We start from the raw sequence: 22,382 nt of genomic DNA on the forward strand, positions 1-22,382 counted from the left end.
CTATGAGCGAAGAGACCCGCGAGATCGCCCTCGTCGACGACGGGGCCCTCCCCGCCGATCGGTACATCGATCGTGAGCTCAGTTGGCTCGCATTCAACCAGCGCGTGCTCGAGCTCGCGGAGGACGCGACCGTTCCGCTGCTTGAGCGGGCGAACTTCCTCGCGATCTTCGCGACGAACCTTGACGAGTTCTTCATGGTGCGCGTCGCGGGGCTGAAACGACGCATTCTCACCGGGCTCGCGGTTCCGACGAACGTCGGTCGCGCCCCCACCGAGGTGCTCGCGGAGATCAACCGCACTGCCTCCGAGCTGCAACTCAGGCATGCGCGCTGCTTCGCGGAGCAGGTGAAGCCGCAGCTCGCCGAGGCCGGCGTGCACATTGTTGAGTGGGAGGCCCTCGACGACGCCGATCGCGAGATCCTCACCGACTACTACGAGCAGCGCATCTACCCGGTGCTCATGCCACTCGCGGTGGATCCGGCGCACCCGTTCCCCTACATCTCGGGGCGCGCGCTCAACCTGTCGATCCGGGTGCACAACCCGAACACCGACAAGGTCGAGTTCGCGCGGTTGAAGGTGCCGCAGATGATCCCGCGCTACGTGCGCGTTGACCGCCGCGAATCCGATGACAACGTGCGCTTCATCGCGCTCGAGGAGCTCATCGCGAACCAGCTCGACGGGCTCTTCCCCGGCATGAAGGTGATCGACGACCACGTGTTCCGCGTCACCCGCAACGAGGATGTCGAGATCGAGGAGGACGAGACCGAGAACCTCATCCAGGCCCTCGAGAAGGAGCTGTTGCGGCGGCGCTTCGGCCCGCCGATCCGACTGGAGATCTCCGACGACCTCGATGAGGCGACGCTCGATCTCCTCGTCCGCGAGTTCGACATCGACGAGGAGCAGGTCTACACGCTCCCCGCTCCGCTCGACCTCTCCGGGCTGTTCGCGCTCGGAAGTCTTCGTAGGCCGGATCTCAAGTTCCAGCCGCACATCCCGGTCACGCACCCGTCCTTCCGCACAAGCTCACCGAGCGACAAGCCCGACATGTTCGCGGCGATCGCCCGCCGCGAGGTGCTCGTGCACCATCCGTACGAGTCGTTCGCGACGAGCGTGCAGGCGTTCATCGAGCAGGCCGCAACCGACCCCGACGTCCTCGCGATCAAGCAGACGCTGTACCGCACCTCCGGCGACAGCCCCATCGTTGCGTCGCTGATCAAGGCCGCTGAGGCTGGCAAGCAGGTGCTCGCGCTCGTCGAGGTGAAGGCGCGTTTCGATGAAGAGGCGAATATCACTTGGGCGCGCAAGCTCGAACAGGCTGGCGTGCACGTCGTGTACGGCATCGTCGGCCTGAAGACGCACTGCAAGCTTGTGCAGGTGATCCGCGAAGAGGGCGGCAAGCTCGTCCACTACTGCCACATTGGCACCGGCAACTACAATCCGAAGACGAGCCGCATCTACGAAGACTTCGGGCTCTTCACGACGTCGCCGGCGATCGGCCGCGACGCGACCAAGCTCTTCAATGTGCTCTCGGGCTACGCGATCGAGACCGATTACGATCGGCTACTCGTCGCCCCGCTCCAGCTGCGCACCGGGCTCCTCGAACGCATCGAACGCGAGGCCGAGAACGCCCGCGCCGGGCTCCCGAGCGGCATCCGACTCAAGGCAAACTCGATGGTCGACGAGGCCATTATCGACGCGCTGTACCGTGCGAGCCAGGCCGGCGTTCCCGTCGATGTCTGGGTGCGCGGCATCTGCTCGATCCGTGCCGGCGTTCCTGGACTGTCCGAGAACATCCGCGTGCGGTCGGTGCTCGGCCGCTACCTCGAGCACTCCCGCATCTACTGGTTCGAGAACGGCGGCGAGCGAGATGTGTTTATCGGCAGCGCCGACCTCATGCACCGCAATCTCGACCGCCGCATCGAGGTGCTCGTGAGTCTCGTCGAGCGCGACCACCTCGCACGCGTGGATCGGTTCTTCGGCTTCGCGTTCAGCGACGATGTGTCGTCGTGGCGGATGCTCCCGGACGGCTCGTGGCAGCGTCGCGTCGTGAGCGAGGAGGGCGAGCCCCTCCCCGACCTCCAAGACCTCGTCATGATCGACCGAACCCAGGCACGGAGAGCGCGGTAACGACGTGGCGAAACAGGTGTACGCGGCCGGCACGATCCCGTGGCGGCGGGTGCGAACCGCTTCCGGCCGTGACGAGCTCATGGTCCTGCTGATTCACCGCCGCAAGCAGCGCGACGTGTCCTTCCCCAAGGGGAAGCTCGACCCCGGCGAGAGTATGCCGCAGGCGGCGGTGCGGGAGACCCGCGAGGAAACCGGACTGCGCATTGCACTTGGCGCGAGCCTCGGCACCATTCATTACGAGATGCCCGGCGGCAACGCAAAGATCGTCCAGTACTGGGCCGCCGAGGTCACCGCGAAGGCCGCGCTCGCTTCAACGTTCAAACCGAATTCCGAGGTGCAGGCGCTCGAGTGGGTCGCTGCGGCTGCCGCCCGTGACCTGCTGAGCTACGAGGCGGACCGCGAGCTGTTCGACGTGTTCATGCGTCTCGCGGAGCCCGGCCTCCTCGACACGTTTTCGATCACACTGCTGCGGCACGCGAAGGCTGCACCGCGCGGCGAGGCCGTACCCGAGGATCACCTGCGGCCGCTCACCGAGAGCGGCGAGCGGCAGGCGCACACCCTCGCCCCGATCCTGCGTTCGTTCGGGCCGCGGCGGATCTTCTCCTCAACTGCCGTTCGTTGCCGCTCCACGGTGGCGCCACTCGCCGAGCTCATCGGCAAGGATGTGCGCGAGCACGAATGCCTGAGCCAGGACTTCTGGGACGAGGGAGACCTCACCGCGACCCGCAGGCTCATCGGCAAGGTCATTAAGCGCGGGCGCTCAGCGGTGATCTGCAGCCATCTCCCAGTCCTCCCCGATCTCGCACGCGAACTCATGCTCGCGAGTGGGAGCCTCCCGGGAGAGTACATTGAAGACGCGGCCAGACTTCCGCCCGCAGGATTCTCGGTCTTCCACTTTTCCCGGTCACGGCCGGGCGCGGGAATACTCGGAGTAGAAACGTATCCGTTGAAACACTAGTTCGATCATCTTGGTGAGGGGTCTTCCATGCGCGATGATGCGCCGTTTGGTGTCGTGGTCAACCCGAGCTCGGCGCTCGGCCGCGGAGCTCGTGTCGCCACACTTGTCCTCGCAGAGTTCGAGCGTGCCGGCTTGCACGCGATCGAGATCACCGGTGAAGACGCCGCTGACTGCCAGTCGCGTGTCCGTGCGGCCGCACAGCGTGGACTCCGGGGGCTCGTGCTCGTCGGCGGCGACGGTCTCATCGGCCTCATCCTCCAGCTTCCCGAGGCTCGCGCACTGCCGATCGGCGTGGTGCCCGCGGGGAGCGGCAACGACTTCGCGCGCCAGTTCGATCTGCCGCACTCACCGGCGGCGGCCGTCGCGCGGGTGCTTGATGCTGAGGATGCCCCGCTCTCAGTGGACCTCGGTGTTGTCTCCCGCCCCGGTGCCACCGAGCACTGGTTCGCGGGCGGGCTGTCGATCGGGCTCGATGCTGCGGTGAATCGCCGCGCGAACGCGATCCGTCTCCCGCTCGGCCCCTTCCGGTACCACCTCGCACTCGTCGTCGAGATCCTCATCCTCCGCGCCCGCCGGTTCACGGTGCGCATCCGGGGCACCGAGCACTCAACAATGGGCATTCTCTCGACAGTCATGAACACACGTGCGATCGGCGGCGGCATCCGGCTCGCCCCTCGCGCCTCGGTGCACGACGGCATGCTCGACCTCGTCGAGGTCTCCAACGGGTCGAAGCTGCGATTGCTCAGCGTGCTCGGCCTCCTTGCGCGGGCCAAACACGAGCACCTCCCGGAGGTGACAATCACGCGCGCCGAGCATATCCGCATCGACGCCGGTGATGAGATCGCGTACTCCGACGGCGAGCGCGTCGGCACTGGACCGTTCGAGGTGCGGGTCGCCCCTGGCGCGCTCACGCTGCTGGCATAGCTGACGGGTGCTGCCCCACCCGGTAGCGGCACCCGACGGTGGTGCGCCGCGAGCCGTCTTTGTCATATTCAACAAAGCTCGCCACATCTCTCGTTGATCCCCACCAGCACACCGCGGGAGCTAGCGCATAGTCTCGAGGGAACCGCACCGTATCGGCGGCGACGCTTTTCTCGACGAGGAGGAACCCAATGACGGATTCGCTGGAGCAGGTTGGCGGCTGGATCGAGGACGTCCTTCCCGGACTCCTCGCACAGCACAGCGTCCCGGGGGCATCCGTCGCGGTGCTCAGCGGCGACGAGATCTTCTCCGCGTCGAGCGGGGTGCTCAACACGCTGACCGGTGTTGAGGCGACGACCGATTCGGTGTTCCAAATCGGGTCCATCACGAAGGTCTGGACGACGACGCTCGTCATGCAGCTCGTCGACGAGGGGCTCGTCGAACTCGACGCACCCATTCGACGGTACCTTCCGGAGTTCACGCTCGCCGATGACGCCGCCGCGGCCGCCATCACCGTCCGCCAACTCCTCAGCCACACTTCGGGGTTCGAGGGCGATGTATTCACGCCCTCTGGTGAGGGCGAAGACGCGGTCGAGCGCTTCGTCGCTGGCCTGGACAGCGTCCCCCAGCTCTTCAGCCCAGGCGACATGTTCTCGTACAACAACGCAGCATTCTGCGTGCTTGGTCGCCTCGTCGAGGTGCTTCGTGGCGCCCACTACGAGGCCTGTCTGCGAACACACCTCATTGATCCCCTCCAGCTCACCCGCACCGCCGCTGGCGCGGCGGAAGCGATCCGTTTCCGGGCTGCGCTCGGTCATCTCACGAAGGAAGCGGGTGGTGCGCCCGAGCCCTCGGCGCAGTGGGGACTCATCCGCGGCCACTCCCCCGCAGGGTCAGTGCTGAACATGAGCGCGGAGGATCTCATGGCCTTCGCCAAGCTCCACCTGAACGGCGGTGTCGGGCCTGACGGCACGCAGCTCATCAGCTCAGCAAGCGTTGCTGCGATGCAGCAGGAGCAGGTGCAGCTCCCGGTACTCGGTGACGGGCTCGACGGCTGGGGGCTCGGGTGGCGGCTCTTCGATTGGAACGGTGGGCGCACGATCGGGCACAACGGCGGGACGCTGGGACAGAGCGCGTTCTTCCGCGTGTTCCCCGAGCACAACATCGCCATCGCGCTCCTGACGAACGGCGGGCGAACGCAGGAGCTGTATTCGGATCTCGTGCTCCCCGCCGTGGAACGGCTGACCGGGATCACACCCCCTGCAGCACCGGTACCTGACCCGGAGGCGCAGCGCTTCGACGCGTCGCGCTACGTCGGGACGTACCGCTCGCAGGCCGCGGACATCCATGTCACCCAGGACGATGACGGCCGCGTCTGGATCGAGCACGAGCTCCAGGGCATTTTTGCCGAGCTGGGCCCGAAACCAGAACCGGTGGAGCTGGTGCGCTGGCGCGGTGACACGGTGCTCGCGCTCACGGTCGACCAGGTGACGATGCCCCAGTACGAGTTCGTCGGGGATGACGGACACGGCCGCGCGACGCACCTGCACGGCGGCCGGGCGAGCCGGCGCGTCACGACGTAACCTGCTCCCTGGCCGCGAGATTCCCGAACGATCACCCGCTGAACAGGAGTTACACCCATGACACGACGGCGCATTCTCACTGATGAGTTCATCGCGCAGCCCCTCCCTGAGCAGCCGGCGCTGTCGCCGGACGGCTCACAGATCGTCTACGTGCTGCGAACAGTGAATCGCGAGGAGGATCGCGACGAACGCTCACTCTGGCTGGTTCCGGCAGCGGGCGGTCGGGCTCGTCGTCTCACGCAGGGCACCGCAGATACCGCACCAGCGTGGAGCCCCGATGGCACGCGAATCGCGTTTCTGCGTGTACACGAGGGGCACGCGCAGCTGTTCGTCTTGCCGATCGCAGGTGGCGAACCCGAGCAGGTGACCCGGCAGCCGTTGGGGGCAGGCCCGCCCGTCTGGAGCGCGGACAGCGGGCGGATCGCATTTACCGGTCCAGTTGACCGAGCAGCGCTCCCGGGCGACGGCAGTACCGAGTCGGCGCGCCGCCGCTTGGGCCCACTTGTCGCCGAGCGCCTAGGCTACAAACTCGATGGCACTGGCCACTTTGGCTCGATGCGCACACACGTGCACGTCGTGGACCTCGCCGACCAGAGCACTGTTCAGCTCACGCGCGGGGACTGGTTCGCTGGCACCCCCGTGTGGTCCCCCGAGGGCCAACGCATCGCGTTTGCCGCGGGCATGCAGGACGACCGTGACCTCACGCTCGCAAGCGCCGTCTACCTGATCCCGGCAGGAGATCCACGGGCGGTCCCGCAACTCCTCAGCACGCTCGACGGGCAGCTCTCTGCGGTGGCGTGGACACCAGACGGATCAAGCGTCATCGCGGTTGGTCGGACCGACACCGAGATCGGCAACGCGGGCGTGATCATGCTGCCCCTCGACGGCTCCGCCGCACGACACCTCACCGAATCGCTCGACCGCAACGTCATGCCTGGCGGCCCGGGGTACCCCGGCGCGCTCCCCCAGTTCGCAGATGGTGGCGCTGAGATCGTGTTCTGCGCGCGCGATAACGGCTATACCCACCTCTATGCGGCGGATCCTGCCGGTGCGCGGCTGCGGCCGCTCATCACTGGGGCGTCGAATGTTTCAGGCCTCTCGGTCTCCGGTTCACGCGCCGCAGCAATCGTCGCGACGTCAACGAGCTACAGTGAGGTCGCGCTGGTCGAGCTCGACTCGGGAACGCTCACCGTGCTCACCGAGTACACTCCGACAGACTCCGGCGTGATCGCAGCCGAGCAGCGCAGCTTCACTATTTCCGACGGCACAGTGGTGCACGGCTGGTTGCGGCGAAACCCCGCGCACGCCGGCCCGCTGCCGCTGCTGCTTGACGTGCACGGCGGCCCACACAACGCCTGGAACGGCGCGGCAGAGCCGTTCCACGCCTACCACCACGAACTCGTTGATCGCGGCTGGGCCGTGCTCATTCTCAATCCCCGTGGCAGCGACGGCTACGGAGAGGAGTTCATGCGTGCCGTGCTGGGCGTGTGGGGCACGAGCGACGCGGATGATTTCCTCGAACCGCTCGACGCACTCGTCGCGGAGGGGATCGCGGATCCGGACCGACTCGCCATCGCCGGCTACAGCTACGGCGGATACACGACGTGCTACCTCACCGCGCGCGACCAGCGCTTCGCTGCGGCCGTCACCGGCGGCGTCGTCGCGGATCTCGCGAGTCTCACGGGCACCTCGGACGTCGGCAACTTCCTGTCCAGACGGGAGCTCGAAGCCAATCCTTGGGAGGATCCCGAGGCCATCCTGCGTCAGTCACCGCTCACCCGCGTCACCGACGTGCGTACCCCGACGCTCATCGTGCACGGCGGCGACGACCACCGCTGCCCCGTCGGCCAGGCCGAGCAGTGGTTCACGGCGCTGCGCGAGCAGCACGTGCCGGCCGAGCTCGTGATCTACCCGGGCGCCGCACACGGCTTCCCGCGCAGCGGGAAGCCGTCGCACCGGGCCGACTGGAACCGGCGCATCGTGGATTGGGTCGTCCGCTACGCGCCACCAACCGGCACACCGGTGCGGCGCACAGCCCTAGATGCTGCCCACTGGCAACAGCGGCTCAGTGAGTTGGCACCGTTGCATCAGGTTCCCGGGGCGACCCTCGGCATTCTGCGCCTCGGCGACGACGCTGCGATCGCGAGCCACGGTGTACTGAACGTCGAGACCGGCGTTGAGACCACGGGCGACTCCGTCTTCCAGATCGGGTCGATCACCAAGGTGTGGACGGCGACAGTCGCGATGCAGCTCATCGAGGAGGGCAAGCTGACGCTCGACACGCGAGTCGTCGACGTATTGCCCAGCCTCCGCCTCGCTGACGCGGAGGCCACGCAGGCGGTCACCATCCGCCACCTCCTCACCCACACGAGCGGCATCGACGGCGACGTCTTTACCGACACCGGCCGCGGTGACGATTGCCTCGAGAAATACGTCGCAACGCTTGCCGACGTGCCACAGAATCATCCGGTCGGAGCGACGTTCTCCTATTCCAACGCGGGGTACGCGCTGCTCGGGCGAGTCATCGAACAGCTCACGGGGCTGAGTTGGGACGAGGCCATGCGGCAGCGGCTCTTCGGGCCGTTGGGGCTGCAGCACACCGGCACACTGCCCGAGGAGGCGCTCCGATTTCGCGCCGCGTTCGGGCATCTGGGACGCGACGAGCACGGCCCCAAGCTCGCGCCGGCGTGGTCGCCGCCGCGGTCGCTTGGCCCCTCCGGCATCATCAATTCCTCGGCGCACGATGTCCTCGAGTTCGCGCGCATGCACCTGCTCGGGGGCGTGACACAGGATGGCTCACGCGTGCTCTCTGAGCGGAGCGCCACCCTCATGACCGAATTCCAGGTCGAGCTTCCAGACACGACCGTGCTCGGAGACTCCTGGGGGCTCGGGTGGATTCGTTTCGACTGGGGCGGGACCAGGCTCTACGGCCACGACGGGGCGACGATCGGTCAGGCTGCCATGCTCCGGGTGCTGCCGGAGGCAGGGCTCGCCGTCGTACTCCTCACGAACGGGGGCAACGCGAAGGATCTGTACCAACAGCTCTTCGGCGAGATTTTCGCTGCACTCGGCGATGTTGCGCTGCCGACGGACTTCGGCCCGCCGGCAGCACCGTTCGAGACCGACGTGACACCGTATCTCGGTCGCTACGAGCGAGCAAACGTGGAGCTGGAGGTCTTCGAGACGGGCGACGCGCTGCGGGCCCGGTCGACCGTGAGCGGCGACGCGGCGAGCTTCGTCTCTCAAGCGGTCACCGAGTGTGATCTGGTGCCGGTACGTGAGGGGCTGTTCGCTCTGCGCCCCGAGGGCAGCCATTCCTGGGCGTCAGTGAAGTTCTACACGCTCCCAACCGGGGAACGGTACGTCACGTTCGGGGCCCGCGCGATGCGCAAGGTGAGCGGTTAGGGAAGTTCCGCTCGACGGCTCTACAGGGGTGTTGGACGCGTGGCGCATGCCACCTGTCCAACACCCCTCTGCTGTGTGCGTGCCGATGCTGAATCTGCCATGGGCAGACTGCCGCCCAGGGCAGACGCCCGAGCATTACCGCGAGTTCACCTCATGTTTACCCTCCGGTCGGATCCCAGTCACACCCGATCCTTAGCGTGGATATCGCCAGGTAATCGCCAGGCAATCAGGATCACACCACATCAGAATGGACACGACACTCGTGAAGTTCTCATCCACGATGAAGGCAGCCGCTGTAGGCGGCGCCGCCCTGCTTATCCTCACCGGTTGCGCCGCTAACGAAGCCGCACCCGAAACCGGCGACGAGACCGCTTCGTCGCTGACCGGTACCCTCTCGGGCGCTGGTGCTTCGTCGCAGGACGCAGCCCAGCAGCAGGGGTGGATCGCCGGCTTCCAGACTGCGAACGCTGACGTCACCATCAACTACGATCCCTCGGGCTCGGGTGCCGGCCGCGAGTCGTTCCAGAAGGGCGCAGTCGCGTTCGCTGGCTCGGACCGCGCGTTCAAGGCAGAAGAGATCACCGCAGGCCCGTTTGACGCCTGCACGACGAGCGACATCGTCGAGATCCCCGCATACATCTCCCCGATCGCCCTCGTGTTCAACGTCGACGGCGTCGACAACCTGAACCTCGACGCGGCAACGATCGCGAAGATCTTCACCGGCGAGATCAGCAAGTGGAACGACGCAGCGATCGCTGCAGCGAACCCAGACGCAACGCTCCCGGACCAGGCGATCGTTCCCGTGCACCGCTCGGACAAGTCGGGCACCACCGGCAACTTCACCGAGTACCTCGCAGCCGCAGCCCCTGAGGCGTGGACCGCGGGCTCGGTCGAGGAGTGGCCGACCGACATCACCGGCGGCGAGGCAGCCCAGGGCACCTCGGGCCTCGTCGAGGCAGTGAAGGGCGGCGTCGGCACCATCGGCTACGCCGACGCTTCGAAGGCCGACGACCTCGGCACCGTCTCGGTGAAGGTCGGCGACAAGTACGTTCCGTTTACCCCCGAGGCAGCTGCGGCAATCGTTGACGCATCGCCACTCGAAGAGGGTCGCGGCGCGAACGACCTCGCGATCGAGCTCGACCGCACCAGCACCGCAGACGGCGTCTACCCGCTCGTGCTCGTGAGCTACCTCGTCGGTTGCGAGTCCTACGCTGACCCGGCAAACGCCGAGCTCGTGAAGAGCTACTTCGAGTACATCGTGAGCCCCGAGGGCCAGGACGTGGCTGCGAAGGCTGCCGGCTCCGCCCCGATCTCGGACTCGCTCCGCGAGAAGGCTTCCGCCGCAGTCGCAGCGATCAGCTAACCCGCTCCCGGGTGGAGCGGCCGCTCAGTGGCCGTTCCACCCGGGCAGTACCCCGCTTGTTCTGCTTCACCTCCCCCATCGGAAGGCACTCCCGAAGTGACTGCTCCCACGACCGCGCCGCGTCAGGTTCTTAGCCGCGGCGACCGAGTGTTCTCGCGCACGGCCATCGCCTCAGGCAGCATGATCCTGGTCATCCTCGCCGCCGTCGCGGTCTTCCTCATCGTGCAGAGCATCCCCGCCTTCGTCGCTACGAGCGACACGGCGTCGGTGCTCACCACCAACTTCTGGGGCTACGTCGGCCCCCTCGTGTTCGGCACCGTCTGGGCGGCGGTGCTCGCACTCATCATCGCGCTCCCGCTCTCGATCGGGATCGCGCTGTTCATCTCGCACTACGCCCCCCGCAAGCTCTCGCAGCTGCTCGGCTACCTCATCGACCTGCTGTCTGCCGTACCGAGCGTCGTTTACGGCCTGTGGGGCATCATGGTGCTCGCCCCCGCGGTGCGCCCGCTGTATGTCTGGCTCAATGAGCACATGGGGTGGATCCCACTGTTCGGTGGCACCCCGAGTGGCACCGGCCGCACGATCCTCACCGCGGCCATCGTGCTCGCCGTGATGATCCTCCCCGTCATGACCGCGATCTCTCGCGAGGTCTTCCTCCAGGCTCCCAAGCTCAACGAGGAAGCCGCGCTCGCGCTGGGTGCGACCCGCTGGGAAATGATCCGCCTCTCGGTGCTCCCGTTCGCGAAGCCGGGCATCATCTCCGGCGCGATGCTCGGCCTCGGCCGCGCGCTCGGCGAGACCATGGCCGTCGCGATGGTGCTCTCCGCGAGCGGCATCGTCTCGTTCAAGTTGCTCACTGCCGATAACCCCTCGACGATCGCCGCGAATATCGCCCTCACCTTCCCTGAGGCCTACGGCGAGAACGTCAACGTGCTCATCGCAACCGGCCTCATCCTCTTCATCGTCACCTTCCTCGTGAACGCGCTCGCGCGGTGGATTGTGAGCCGTCAGAACGCCCGGATCGGAGCCTAACCATGTCGCTCACCGCAGCCGCAAACGGCGCCACCGCGCGCCGCAAGATCACCGACCGGCTCGTCACCGTGCTCGTCACGGCGGCCTTCCTTGTCGCGCTCATCCCCCTCGTCTCGCTCGCGATCACGGTCGTCTCGAACGGTATCGCCCGCTTCGACCTCGAGTTCTTCACCTCGTCGATGCGCAACGTCACCGGCGAGGGCGGCGGAGCACTGCACGCGATGATCGGCACGCTGCTCATCACGCTCGCGGCGACAGTCATCGCGGTGCCGCTCGGCCTCATGACTTCCATCTACCTCGTCGAGTACGGTCGCGGCCGGCTTGCCAAGATCATCACCTTCCTTGTCGACGTCATGACCGGTATACCTTCGATCGTCGCGGGTCTGTTCGCCTACGCCGCATTCGCGCTCGTCCTCGGGCCCGGTGCGCGGATGGGTGTCATCGGTGCGGTGGCGCTGGCGGTCCTCATGATCCCGGTCGTCGTGCGCTCGAGCGAAGAAATGCTCCGCCTCGTGCCCGGCGAACTCCGTGAAGCGTCCTACGCGCTCGGCGTGCCGAAGTGGCGCACGATCCTCAAGGTGGTGCTCCCCACCTCGATGGCCGGCATCATGACCGGAGTCATGCTCGCGATCTCCCGCGTCATCGGCGAAACCGCGCCGCTCCTCATCACGGCCGGCTTCACCGCGAGCATGAACTACAGCCTGTTCAGCGACCGCATGCAGTCGCTCCCCGTGTACGTGTACACGCAGTTCGCCAACCAGGGCAACCCCGCCTCAGCGTTCATTGAGCGCGCGTGGGCGGCAGCACTCCTCCTCATTCTCATCGTGATGGCACTCAACCTGTTTGCCCGTTTCATCGCCCGCCGGTTCTCCGCCGTCGCACGCTGACACGCACCACACCCACAGAAAGCAGCACATGTCGAAGCGCATCGAAGTTGAAGACCTCAACGTCTACTACTCGAAGTTTCTCGCGGTCGAGGATGTCTCGCTCGCCATCGAGCCCCGCTCGGTCACCGCGTTCATCGGCCCCTCGGGCTGCGGCAAGTCGACCTTCCTCCGCACGCTGAACCGCATGACGAAACCATCCCCGGCGCACGAGTCGAGGGCCAGGTGCTGCTCAACGGCGAAGACCTCTACGCGCCGGGCATCGATCCCGTGCTCGTGCGCCGCCAGGTCGGCATGGTCTTCCAGCGGCCGAACCCGTTCCCGACGATGTCTATCCGCGACAACGTGCTCGCGGGCGTGAAGCTGAACAACAAGCGCATTTCGAAGGGCGACGCAGATGCCCTCGTCGAGAAGTCGCTGCGCGGCGCAAACCTCTGGAACGAGGTCAAGGACCGCCTCGAGAAGCCGGGTGCCGGCCTCTCCGGCGGACAGCAGCAACGCCTGTGCATCGCGCGGGCGATCGCGGTCTCCCCTGAGGTCCTGCTGATGGATGAGCCGTGCTCGGCGCTCGACCCGATCTCGACGCTCGCGATCGAGGATCTCATCGCGGAGCTCAAGCAGGAGTACACGATCGTCATCGTGACCCACAACATGCAGCAGGCATCGCGGGTCTCGGACCGCACCGCGTTCTTCAACATCGCAGGGACCGGCAAGCCCGGCAAGCTCATCGAGTACAACGACACTGCGACCATCTTTGGCTCCCCCGCTGTGCAGGCGACCGAGGACTACGTCTCGGGCCGCTTCGGCTAGACCTCGTTACCCCGGGATCGCGCCCGTCCGCTGCTGCGGGCGGGCGCTTTCGCGTTGTTGTCAGGTTTGAGTCGCACACAGCATCCCTACCTCGGCAAGGCTGCAGCCCACCCCGGCGAGGCCGCAGCCTACCCCGCCCAAGATCTGCAATCTACGATCCGTATGCCACTTCCCGCCATTTTCGGCATAGGAACGGAAGATCCAAGACCTTCGGTGCATGCCCGTCAGCCGAAGTGCACCCGGGGCTCCTGCGCAGCTTGCATCTCAGCCCCAAGGCAAGGCTGCGAAGCAGCTGCGGCAGCCCCAAGCCCCAAGCCCCAAGCCCCAAGCCCGAAGATCTGCAATCTACGATCCATATGCCAATTCCTGCCATTTTCGGCATAGGAACGGAAGATCCAAGACCTTCGGCACAGGCCCCAAGGCCTCCGGCGCTAGCCGGCGCTTCTGAACGGCACACACCGCCACCCCACGGCCCTGGTGCAGAGTTAAGTCGCAGCAGCGAAGACACGCCAGCACACAAACTTAAGACCGAGCCGCAGAACGCCTCTCGGCGGAAGGCCGCTCGAAGCGGCAATTTTTGGAGCCCGGGGAACTGCGGCCCGGCACCCCTAAGTGTACTCGGAGTTGCTGAACTCGCTGTGCGTTAGCCGAGGGTGCCGTCGCGCCAGCGGCGTGCGGCGCCGTCGAGTTCGCGTGCGATTGTGGCGTAACGCAGCGCTCGTGTGGTGAGCGCGCTGCCGTGCGCTTCGTCGTGCGGGTCACGGTCGTCGGCGAGTTCAGCGGAGCCAGCGGCCATAACGCGTGAGTAGGCTGCTGCCCGGTCCAGGGTTGCTCCGAGATCACCGACGAACGCGCCGCGGAGGATCCTGTCGCACAGCTCCGCGATGGAGTCGGGCGTGGCGGGTTCGACTGCGCCGACAACGATCGGGTCGATCGTGCCGATTCGCTGCGAACCGCGCGCGAAGAGATCGGCTGTGCCGACAGGGTCGGCGACCGTGATACGGCGGAGCAGGTACAGCCGCCAGAGCACGCCTGCGAGGGAGTTCGGGCTCTCCCGTGCCCACAGCTCGGCGATGTCGTTGATCCCGTCGCCCGAAGCAACTTCGACGACTCGCTGCACGATTGCCGGGTCAGCGACCTCTCGGACGCGGTGCAGGAGGGCCCAGGACGTCTCTTGGGCGAGCCTGTGGGCTGCTTCGGGGTCGTCGGATCCGATGATCCCGTCGAACGCGGCGGACGGTTGCAGAATGGGGCGCTGGTGTTCTCGTGTCATACGGTGAGCCAGGCTACGCGTTTCCGCGGCGCAGCGCGAGTGCGGCCCAGACGAGCGAGCCGCCGATGAGCGTGGTGACCAATCCGGCGACGAACGCCGCGACGATCAAAGCGAGCGATGGCCAGATGAGGGCGACGACGCCGAGGGCGATAATCGCTGCCGGGATCGCGATGAAGATCCAGTGGATCGCTTGCCGCATGCGGATCGCGATCGCCAGCCACACCGTTCCGATGAACAGCATGGTTGCTGCGACGAAGCCAACCAGTAGGCTCACCGTCAGTTCGGGGGCGGCAATTGCAATGACTCCGAGGACGATAAACAGTACCGCTGCTGGCATGCCGAAACCGCGAGCACGCGAGCCCACCAGTGTCGCGAGACCGTTGCCGATGAGGGCTGCGCCGATGAGTAGCGCGAGGATCCGGCTCGCCGCGAAAAATGGCCACACCAGCAGGCTGAGGCCGATGAGCACCGTCACGATTCCGAGGACGAGCGGCACTCCCCAGGGGAAGCGGCGAGGGACACGGCCACCCGGCTGCGAGCCCTCGGGAATCAGTTCCCAGCTCATGGCGCTCCTTCCCCGGCACGCAGCGAGTTCTGTGTCCGTGCGGTTGCACCACCCACTTTAGGCGTTGGCGGCTGTGTAGCGGCGGAGGTGCGCTGTCGGCTGAATCCCGGAATAGGCCAAAACTGTGAGAACCGGAAAAGCCCTTGACTCTCATGGTGAACGGAGAATAATTGGGGATCCAAGCGAAAGGGGAAACTCATGGGATTCTTAGCTTTCATACTGCTCGGGCTCATTGCAGGGGCAATCGCGAAAGCGATCATGCCGGGCAAAAACGGAGGCGGCTGGTTCGCGACACTCATTCTCGGCGTCGTCGGCGCCGTTGTCGGCGGCTGGCTCGGGTCACTCCTATTCAACGCTCCGCTCGAAGAGTTCTGGTCGCTTCAGACCTGGGCACTCGCGATAGGTGGCGCACTGGTCGTCTTGCTCATTTGGGGAGCTGTCACGGGGCGCCGCAAGGACTAACCGCGCACCCATGACGCAAAAGACCCGGTCAGAACTTCCGTTCTGACCGGGTCTTTTTTTGTGTTTGCGTGGTGCCCCCAGCAGGGATCGAACCTGCGACCTGCGGATTAAAAGTCCGTAGCTCTACCGCTGAGCTATAGGGGCCAACCCCAGTAGCCTACCGGATTCGAGGCCCCCACTTCACCTTCGTCACCCGAGCGTCACGAACCTGGCAAGCGCGTCGAACAACACGGCGGCAAGGCCGTCATGCTCACCCATCTCGCCACGCAGCTGCGCGACCTCGTCTGGCTGGTCGGTGATGATGCCATCGGTGCCGCGGCGCAGGTGGTCTCGCATGGACGCAGTATCGTTCACCGTCCATGCAAAGAACGCGAGGCCCGCGCGTTGCGCCGAACGCTGGACTGCCTCGCTCGCCGTCCACTGCTCGACGACGATCATGTCAGCGACCGTGTCAGGCGCTTCGACCGCGGCAAACGCCATCGTGTATCCGACCATGAGATCGGGCCGCATCTGCTTGAGGCGTTCGATGCTCGGGACGTCAAGCGAGTGATACATATGGTCATCGAGTACCCCCAGCTCCTCCAGCTCGGCGACGAGGCGCTCGACGTGATCTGGGCTGTCGTTGCCGCCGAGTTTGATTTCGATAAGCAACGGCATCTCCAGCGCTTTCGCGCGCAGCAGGTAGTCCGCAAAGGACGGAATCAGGTCTCTGTGCCCGTCGAGATCCTCGACGGTGATCGCGGTGAGTTCGGCAAGGGTGAGGTCGGCAACCTTCGCGGTGATCCCGGCGAGCCGCGTGAGGTCTGCGTCGTGCATCGCGACGAACTGGTGGTCCGCGGTCTCCATGACGTCCATCTCAACGAGGTCTGCACCCGCGGCGGCGGCGGCTTCGAGCCCGCCGAGTGTGTTCTCGACGCCGCCATCGGAGAATCCGCGGTGGGCGATCACGAGCGTCTCGGGGGCGGCGTGCAATCGGTGCATCGTGTTCCACCCCGTTCCGGTGAAGACTGCAGCGCTGAGCACTGCGATCACGACGAGCACCGCGGGAAGCGCGCGGGGCCGCGCCATGGGAGCTCCCGCGTCGGCTCCCGCCACGGCACCCACTTTCGGCTTGGCCGCGTCAGTCCCCGGGCGCAGCTGCTCAATGTCCGCAGGCAAGCGCTGCCGCCGCAGAGCGAGGCCCTGCGTGAGCACTGCGGCGATTGCCGCCGTCGCACCACCGGTGAGTACGAGGGCGAGTACTTGCGCGACGCCGAACGATACTGCGGCTACTCCTGGCGCGGCGTCCGGCGCGATCGCGTCAGCGAGCAGCGTCGGCAGGAGCGACACCACAAACAGCGCGATCGTGGCGAAAGCAGCCAGTACGAGCACGGTGAATCCCGCGCACACGATCCCCCACTCGGCCACGGCACCGCGCGTGAGCCGAATGCTCAAGCGCGAGGAGCGCCCGCCCGTCGCCGTCGTGAGTGTGAAGATCGGCACGGTGAGTGCGAGCCGCACGTTTACGGAGCCGAGGATAAAGAGAAACAGGGCGAGCGCAAGCCAGCTGACGACACCCTTCTCAAGCTCACCGGAGATGAACGGCGGGATCGCAATGCCCTTCGCGAGCAGCGAGGTGAAGCCGAAGCCGGTGAGTGGCAACAGGAAAAACAGGTACCCGAGAAGCGGGATCGAACTCGGGCGCAGCATCTTGCGCAGCACGGCGCCGAGGTGCCGCAACTGCTCGCTGGGCGCCGCGCGGAGGTGCGAGCCGTTGAGCATGATCGTGAAGAGGGCGAATTGCACTGCCATCGCCCAGAAGGCGATCAGGATGATGACGGCGATGAGGGCGAGCGTGAACGGCACTCCCTCGGGACGCATCGGGGCCGCAAGGTCGAGTCCGGTGTGCCCGACCGAGCGGAGCGCTTCCCGGAACAGCCACTGGTTCACGGGCAGCACGATCGCGAGAATCACAAGTTGTGAGATGAGGATCGCGGCGAGTAGCGGCAATCCCGCGATTTTCAGGCGGTGAGCTGCCCCGCGCAGCAGCAGGCAGGTACTCCGCCGGATCTGACGAAGCGTGGTCAAGCCTGCCGCACTCTCCGATACGGGTGGGTCTCCACTCGCGTGGTCACCTCGGAGATCATGTCTGCGGTCGAGACGTTCTTGCGCGCCGTTCCAATGATCCGCTGGGTTGCCTTAGCTGCGGCGTTGAGGTTCATGGGGCGGCCTTCGATGCCGAAGAGCAGCAGCGCCCAATCGGGCAGGAGCGAGAGAATCCCGTCCTGCACATTCACGCTGATCCAGGTTGCTACGGGGTTGCCCGAGAGCGATGGGCTCCTGAGCGAACGTGAAATCTCTGCGGCGGGAAGCGTCAACGCCATCCACGACTTATTGTCCTCGATGTACGCGTCGAGCTCCGCGCGAGTGCTGGGCAGGAAGGCTTCGTCCTCAATCTCGACCAGGCACGCCGCGACGTGCTGTTCCACGATGAAGCGATCCTGCTCTTCGGCACTGAGCTCGGGGCCAAATGCCTCGGCCGCGCGCAGCAGGCCGTAGACGAGGGTGTTGTGGGTCCACGCGAGCCACTCCTCGTTGTCGGCACGCAGCTCCTCGCCGGTGCGCGGGTCCGTCCAGACGCTCGCGGCGTGCAGCCGGTTCACCGCTTCGGCAGCGGCCTCGGCGTGCGCGCGATCGCCGTAGACGATCGTGTCGAGGTATCGGCCGGTGCGCTCGCCGCGCCCTTCGACGTCGGCGGTGTAGTCGCTCGTCGCGGCAAACAGTCGCATCATCATCGGGTTGAGCGATTGCAGCAGAATCGCGGCAACCCCGCCCAGCTTCGCGGAGGGATCAGCGAACACTCGCCAGCTCACGCTGTCGGGCCCGAAGTACCCCGTGTCTGCGTGTTCGGCGGTCTGCGGGGCACGGCCGATGCCGTGGGCTACCGGGCAGCTTCCCGCGGCAGTGACTCCAGTCGCCTGCGTTGGCGGGAGCGTGGTCGATGTGGGCACGGCGGCAATCCTTCGGGGTCAGTCCGCGGGCTGCTGCCGCGGGCACCCCCTACTCTCCACTGCTCGGACGTCCGACACACCAGACTGCGTAGGGGTGCGACGCTATTCAGGTAGCCCCGTGTCAGTCGGGAGCGGAAGCAGCTGGTGCCGGTCGCTCACCCCGAGTTTCGCGTAGGCGCGTTGGAGATGCCCCTCAACGGTTCGGTGCGACAGGAACAGCTCGTCGGCGATCTCGGTGTTCGTGAGCCCCGCAGCCGCCCGAATCGACACCTCGATCTCGCGGGCGGTGAGGAGGTTCGGGTCGACACGCACGCGCCCCAGTCGCGGGGTGTTCACACCGGGCAGCTGGTCTGCCAGTTCGGCGGACTGGGCAAACAGTGCCTGCGCTCGCACTCGGTTCTCTGCGTCTCGTGCAGCCCTGGCAGCGTCCGCAAGGAATTCCGCGGCAAACAGTGTGCGTCCGTGCGCGAGCAGTTCGCTGGCGAGTTCCTCAACGGAGTCGGTCTGAGCCAGCAGTTGCAACGAGGCAGCGAACTGGCCCGTCACTCCCGCTGCCGCTGCGGCGAGCGCATCGGGTGAATCTGACAGACCCAAGCGCCAGGCCTCGTGTTCGAGGCGCATGACGAGGAATGCGTGACCTTCGTGACGGGCGCGGGCGACGAGCAGGTCGAACTCGGCGTGGGCCGCGTCTTCGCCTTCGACGGCGAGGATCGCGGCGAGTGCGATCCGCTCGGATTCGGGGTGCAGCAGTTGCCCGCTGTGGACGGAGCTGGACCGGTAGACGTCGAGGAGCTCGCTGGCGCGTTCGAGGTCGTCGAGCATTGCCGCGGCGGCGGCACCGGCGGCGGCCACGAAGCCGGCGATGCCGAATGGGTCGCCCTGCTCGGTGAGCGCGAGCACCTGCTCGGTGAGGTCGAGAGTTTCTGCGGCCATCCCGTATTCTGCGCAGACGTATGCCCGAGAGGTAATGAAGAGGCCGTGGTCGAGCGCGAGCCTGCCCCAGTCGATGCCCTCGAACCGAGCCGCGTGCCCGAGCTCGTGTGATCCCTCGCACAGCACCGCAAGATGCAGCGAATAGAGCAGTGCTCCTGCGTCGTAGCCGGTCGCTGATTCCCAGAGCTCGCTCCCGAGGGCGGCGAAGGCCCGCTCGAGGCCTGCTGCGGGGTCGCCCGCATAGCAGTCGTGCACGATCACCGCCGCGGTGAGGCCGAGCCGGAGCTCGGCTGGGAATGTTGTCTCCGCGGCCCACGCTTCGAACTGACCAGCGTCAAAGGGTTCTCCCCCGTGGGCACGCCACAGCGAGCTCTGGGCGTGGAACCGTTCGGAGTCCCCCAGCTGCCTGGTGAGCAGTTCGATGCCGTGCCCGACGTCGCCCGTGAGCACCTCGATCCGGCCTGCGAGGAGCCGCGCCTCGGCGTCGCCGTCAGCAATGAGCGGCGCGAGCAGCGAGAGCGCTCTCGCGTGGTCACCGGTTTGGTACTCGGCTGCGGCCTGGGTGAGCCGCTGCTCCGGCGTGAGCTGCGCGTCCGAGGTGTCTCCCGGTGTGCGTTTGCGTGCGAGGACGAGGTATCCGCGAGCACTCACGAACCTGCCGTCGCGCATCGCAGCGTCGGCAGCACGGGCGAGCTGCGCGAGGTCACCCTGCACCTCTTCGTAGAGCTTCGTGACGGAGCTCGCGTTCACCGGCTGAGCAAGCTGGGCCTCAAGCATCGTCTTCGCGTCGGTGATGTCGATCGCTCCGAGTGTCACCTGTGCAGTGTCTGCGTGGGTGAGAAACCGTTGAAACTCTGTGGGCAGGTCCCGCGGTTCGCGTACGGCGACCACGAGCTGCAGCGTACCAACGCTGGCGAGCTGGGTGAGTATGGCGGCGCTCTCCGCGTCGACATACTCTGCGTCATCGACAAGTACGCTCAGCGGGGTGATCGCGACCCGTTGCCCGAGTGTGTGCAGGGCCCCGAGTGGGTCAGTGGTGTACGCGGACAGTTCTGGCAACCGCGTCGTGAGCGTTGCGAGGTGCCCGAACGGGACGTTCGTAAGCGCGGCGCTGCCGAGCAGGGTGAGGCGCTCGCGCCCATCACTGGCGGGGGCTGCGCTGAGCCGCCAGAGCGCGGTTGTTCGGCCTCCGCCAGACTCGCCATGCACCGCGATCGACGCACCGGAACGGAACGCGTGCATCGCGATCCGTTCTGCTTCGCGCCGCGAGGGGAGAGAGGGCAGCCCGAACCGAGTCGAGCCGACACTTCCCTGTGAATCTGCTAGGTGCATAAGCTCAGGATACAAGCAGCAGCCGAGCTTCGGGCACGGCGCAAATGTCCTCGAAGAAAAAGTTTGGGGCGGCTGCTCAGTGCATGAACAGCAGGAGCGCCGCGACCGCCACGAAGAGTGCTCCGAATACCCCGTTGAGCACGCGTTGGCCGCGCGCTGTCGCGGCGAACCGGCCGAACGGCTTAGCCGCGGCCGCGAAGAAGAACCACATGACGAGAACGTCGACTGCTAGCGTCGTCGCGGTAAGGACAAGGTACTGGGGCAGTTGTGGCCCGTCGGGTCGGATGAACTGCGGAATGAATGCCAGGAAGAACACGATCGCCTTCGGGTTGAGCAGGTTCACCCAGAGCCCCCGCAGCAGCATCGCGCGGTTCGTGACCCGCGGCACGACCGTCGCTGAGGCGGCAGGATCCGCGACCCGCGGCCGAGCGAACGCCATCCGCACGCCGAGATAGACCAGGTAGGCGGCGCCGAGATAGCGGATCGCCGTAAACACCACCGGTGAGCGCGCGACGAGCACCCCAATGCCCGCCGCCACAATCACGATGTGGATGAGGAGCGCGATCTGCTGCCCCACCACGCCCCACAGTGATCGCCGCCATCCGCTGGCGAGCGCGTTCGACATGGTGTTGATCGCGCCGGCTCCGGGCGTGAAGCTAATGACCAGGCAGGCTGTCAACAGGGACAACCACAGCGAAAACGACACCCGGCAAGTGTATTCTGCCGGGTGTCGTCCGGCGACCTACCAGCCGCGCTCAGCGAGTCGGTGTGGCGCTGGCAGATCGCTGACGTTGATCCCGACCATGGCCTCGCCCAGACCGCGCGACACCTCGGCAATGACGGCCGCATCAGTGAAGTTCTCGGCCGCACGCACGATCGCGACCGCGCGCTTTTCCGGCGCGTTGGACTTGAAAATTCCAGAGCCAACGAACACGCCGTCGGCGCCGAGCTGCAGCATCATTGCGGCATCGGCTGGGGTGGCGATGCCGCCCGCCGTAAAGAGCGGCACGGGCAGGCTCCCCGCCGCCGCGACCGACGCGACGAGGTCAAAGGGCGCTCGCAACTCCTTCGCCGCGACGTAGAGCTCATCCTTCGCGAGCGAGGCGAGCTGCGCGATCTCGGCATTGATCGTGCGAATGTGCTTCGTGGCCTCGGAGACATCTCCGGTGCCCGCCTCGCCCTTCGAACGAATCATCGCTGCGCCCTCGGAGATCCGGCGTAGCGCTTCCCCGAGGTTTGTCGCGCCACACACGAACGGCACGCCAAAGGCGCGCTTGTCGATGTGGTGGACGTAGTCGGCCGGCGACAGCACTTCGCTCTCGTCGATGTAGTCGACGCCGAGGGCTTCGAGCACCTGCGCTTCTACGAAATGGCCGATGCGCGCCTTCGCCATCACCGGGATCGACACCGCGGCGCGAATGCCGTCGATGAGGTCGGGGTCGCTCATACGGGCTACTCCGCCCTGGGCGCGAATGTCTGCTGGGACGCGTTCGAGCGCCATCACCGCGACGGCGCCGGCCTGTTCGGCGATGCGCGCCTGTTCGGGAGTCACGACGTCCATGATCACCCCGCCACGGAAGCGGTCGGTGAGTGCGGCGGCGGGTACGGTCTGAGGGTCTAAAGTTGCGTTCATGTGCACCACCATTTCGCGCATTTTGGTTTGCCACAAGACCCACTTTCTGCGCGTCTCAATGAACCACTTTTCACGAGTCGGGAGGCACGCGGCTTCCTCCCCGACGAATAGG

The 22,382-nt window shown here is 66.3% G+C and carries 16 protein-coding genes, 1 tRNA gene and 1 pseudogene; 10 read left to right on the forward strand and 8 right to left on the reverse strand.

Annotated features, from left to right (window positions below; translation table 11 throughout):
- Positions 1-2 precede the first annotated feature (2 nt).
- The 9 genes and pseudogenes from AUL38_RS01145 (at position 3) to pstB (ending at position 13,082) form a co-directional block, all read left to right on the forward strand.
- Entirely contained in the window at positions 3-2,126 is a 2,124-nt protein-coding gene (locus AUL38_RS01145; RefSeq protein ID WP_059058466.1) for an RNA degradosome polyphosphate kinase, read from the forward strand.
- A 4-nt stretch (positions 2,127-2,130) separates the two neighbouring features.
- A complete protein-coding gene (locus AUL38_RS01150; RefSeq protein WP_059058468.1) occupies positions 2,131-3,084 on the forward strand; it encodes an NUDIX domain-containing protein in 954 nt (317 codons plus the stop codon).
- A gap of 27 nt (positions 3,085-3,111) precedes the next feature.
- Positions 3,112-4,008 carry a diacylglycerol kinase family protein gene (locus AUL38_RS01155; RefSeq protein ID WP_059058470.1) on the forward strand — a complete coding sequence of 299 codons (897 nt, stop codon included), beginning with the start codon at positions 3,112-3,114 and terminating at the stop codon, positions 4,006-4,008.
- Positions 4,009-4,196: 188 nt separating this feature from the next.
- Positions 4,197-5,588 carry a serine hydrolase gene (locus tag AUL38_RS01160; protein WP_059058472.1) on the forward strand — a complete coding sequence of 464 codons (1,392 nt, stop codon included), beginning with the start codon at positions 4,197-4,199 and terminating at the stop codon, positions 5,586-5,588.
- Between the two features lie 57 nt (positions 5,589-5,645).
- Positions 5,646-8,993 (forward strand): serine hydrolase, encoded by a 3,348-nt coding sequence (locus tag AUL38_RS01165; RefSeq protein WP_059058474.1) that lies wholly within the window; start codon positions 5,646-5,648, stop codon positions 8,991-8,993.
- A 262-nt stretch (positions 8,994-9,255) separates the two neighbouring features.
- A complete protein-coding gene (gene pstS / locus AUL38_RS01170; RefSeq protein WP_059058622.1) occupies positions 9,256-10,356 on the forward strand; it encodes a phosphate ABC transporter substrate-binding protein PstS in 1,101 nt (366 codons plus the stop codon).
- Between the two features lie 96 nt (positions 10,357-10,452).
- A complete protein-coding gene (gene pstC, locus AUL38_RS01175; RefSeq protein ID WP_059058476.1) occupies positions 10,453-11,388 on the forward strand; it encodes a phosphate ABC transporter permease subunit PstC in 936 nt (311 codons plus the stop codon).
- 2 nt (positions 11,389-11,390) lie between these two features.
- Positions 11,391-12,275 carry a phosphate ABC transporter permease PstA gene (gene pstA / locus AUL38_RS01180; protein ID WP_153006422.1) on the forward strand — a complete coding sequence of 295 codons (885 nt, stop codon included), beginning with the start codon at positions 11,391-11,393 and terminating at the stop codon, positions 12,273-12,275.
- Between the two features lie 28 nt (positions 12,276-12,303).
- Positions 12,304-13,082: pseudogene (gene pstB / locus AUL38_RS01185) on the forward strand (phosphate ABC transporter ATP-binding protein PstB).
- Between the two features lie 643 nt (positions 13,083-13,725).
- On the opposite strand, the gene AUL38_RS01190 reads toward pstB, so the two are convergent.
- Positions 13,726-14,355, reverse strand: coding sequence for a hypothetical protein (locus AUL38_RS01190; protein ID WP_059058478.1), 630 nt, complete (start codon positions 14,353-14,355; stop codon positions 13,726-13,728).
- 13 nt (positions 14,356-14,368) lie between these two features.
- Entirely contained in the window at positions 14,369-14,920 is a 552-nt protein-coding gene (locus AUL38_RS01195) for a DUF308 domain-containing protein (protein ID WP_059058479.1), read from the reverse strand.
- A gap of 198 nt (positions 14,921-15,118) precedes the next feature.
- Here AUL38_RS01195 and AUL38_RS01200 point away from each other — a divergent pair, with 198 nt between their 5' ends.
- A complete protein-coding gene (locus AUL38_RS01200; RefSeq protein ID WP_059058481.1) occupies positions 15,119-15,382 on the forward strand; it encodes a GlsB/YeaQ/YmgE family stress response membrane protein in 264 nt (87 codons plus the stop codon).
- 69 nt (positions 15,383-15,451) lie between these two features.
- Here the strand turns inward: AUL38_RS01200 and AUL38_RS01205 are convergent.
- The 6 genes from AUL38_RS01205 to pdxS all read right to left on the reverse strand — a co-directional run bounded on the left by AUL38_RS01205 (position 15,452) and on the right by pdxS (position 22,270).
- Positions 15,452-15,526: transfer RNA gene (locus AUL38_RS01205), tRNA-Lys, on the reverse strand.
- 45 nt (positions 15,527-15,571) lie between these two features.
- Positions 15,572-17,449 (reverse strand): glycerophosphodiester phosphodiesterase family protein, encoded by a 1,878-nt coding sequence (locus AUL38_RS01210; protein ID WP_059058484.1) that lies wholly within the window; start codon positions 17,447-17,449, stop codon positions 15,572-15,574.
- On the reverse strand, positions 17,446-18,372 hold the full coding sequence (locus AUL38_RS01215; protein ID WP_235590548.1) for an oxygenase MpaB family protein: 927 nt from the start codon (positions 18,370-18,372) through the stop codon (positions 17,446-17,448). The genes AUL38_RS01210 and AUL38_RS01215 overlap by 4 nt, the downstream gene beginning before the upstream one ends.
- 102 nt (positions 18,373-18,474) lie before the next feature.
- The gene (locus AUL38_RS01220; protein ID WP_083506497.1) at positions 18,475-20,637 is read right to left on the reverse strand and encodes a helix-turn-helix transcriptional regulator; all 2,163 of its coding nucleotides are present in this window, start codon (positions 20,635-20,637) and stop codon (positions 18,475-18,477) included.
- A gap of 76 nt (positions 20,638-20,713) precedes the next feature.
- Entirely contained in the window at positions 20,714-21,343 is a 630-nt protein-coding gene (locus AUL38_RS01225) for a LysE family transporter (RefSeq protein WP_059058489.1), read from the reverse strand.
- 36 nt (positions 21,344-21,379) lie between these two features.
- Positions 21,380-22,270, reverse strand: a complete 891-nt coding sequence (gene pdxS, locus AUL38_RS01230) for a pyridoxal 5'-phosphate synthase lyase subunit PdxS (RefSeq protein ID WP_059058626.1) — start codon at positions 22,268-22,270, stop codon at positions 21,380-21,382.
- Positions 22,271-22,382: the final 112 nt, after the last annotated feature.

The sequence above is a fragment of the Leucobacter sp. G161 genome (genome assembly GCF_001482305.1).
In the GTDB taxonomy this organism is placed as follows: Bacteria; Actinomycetota; Actinomycetes; order Actinomycetales; family Microbacteriaceae; genus Leucobacter.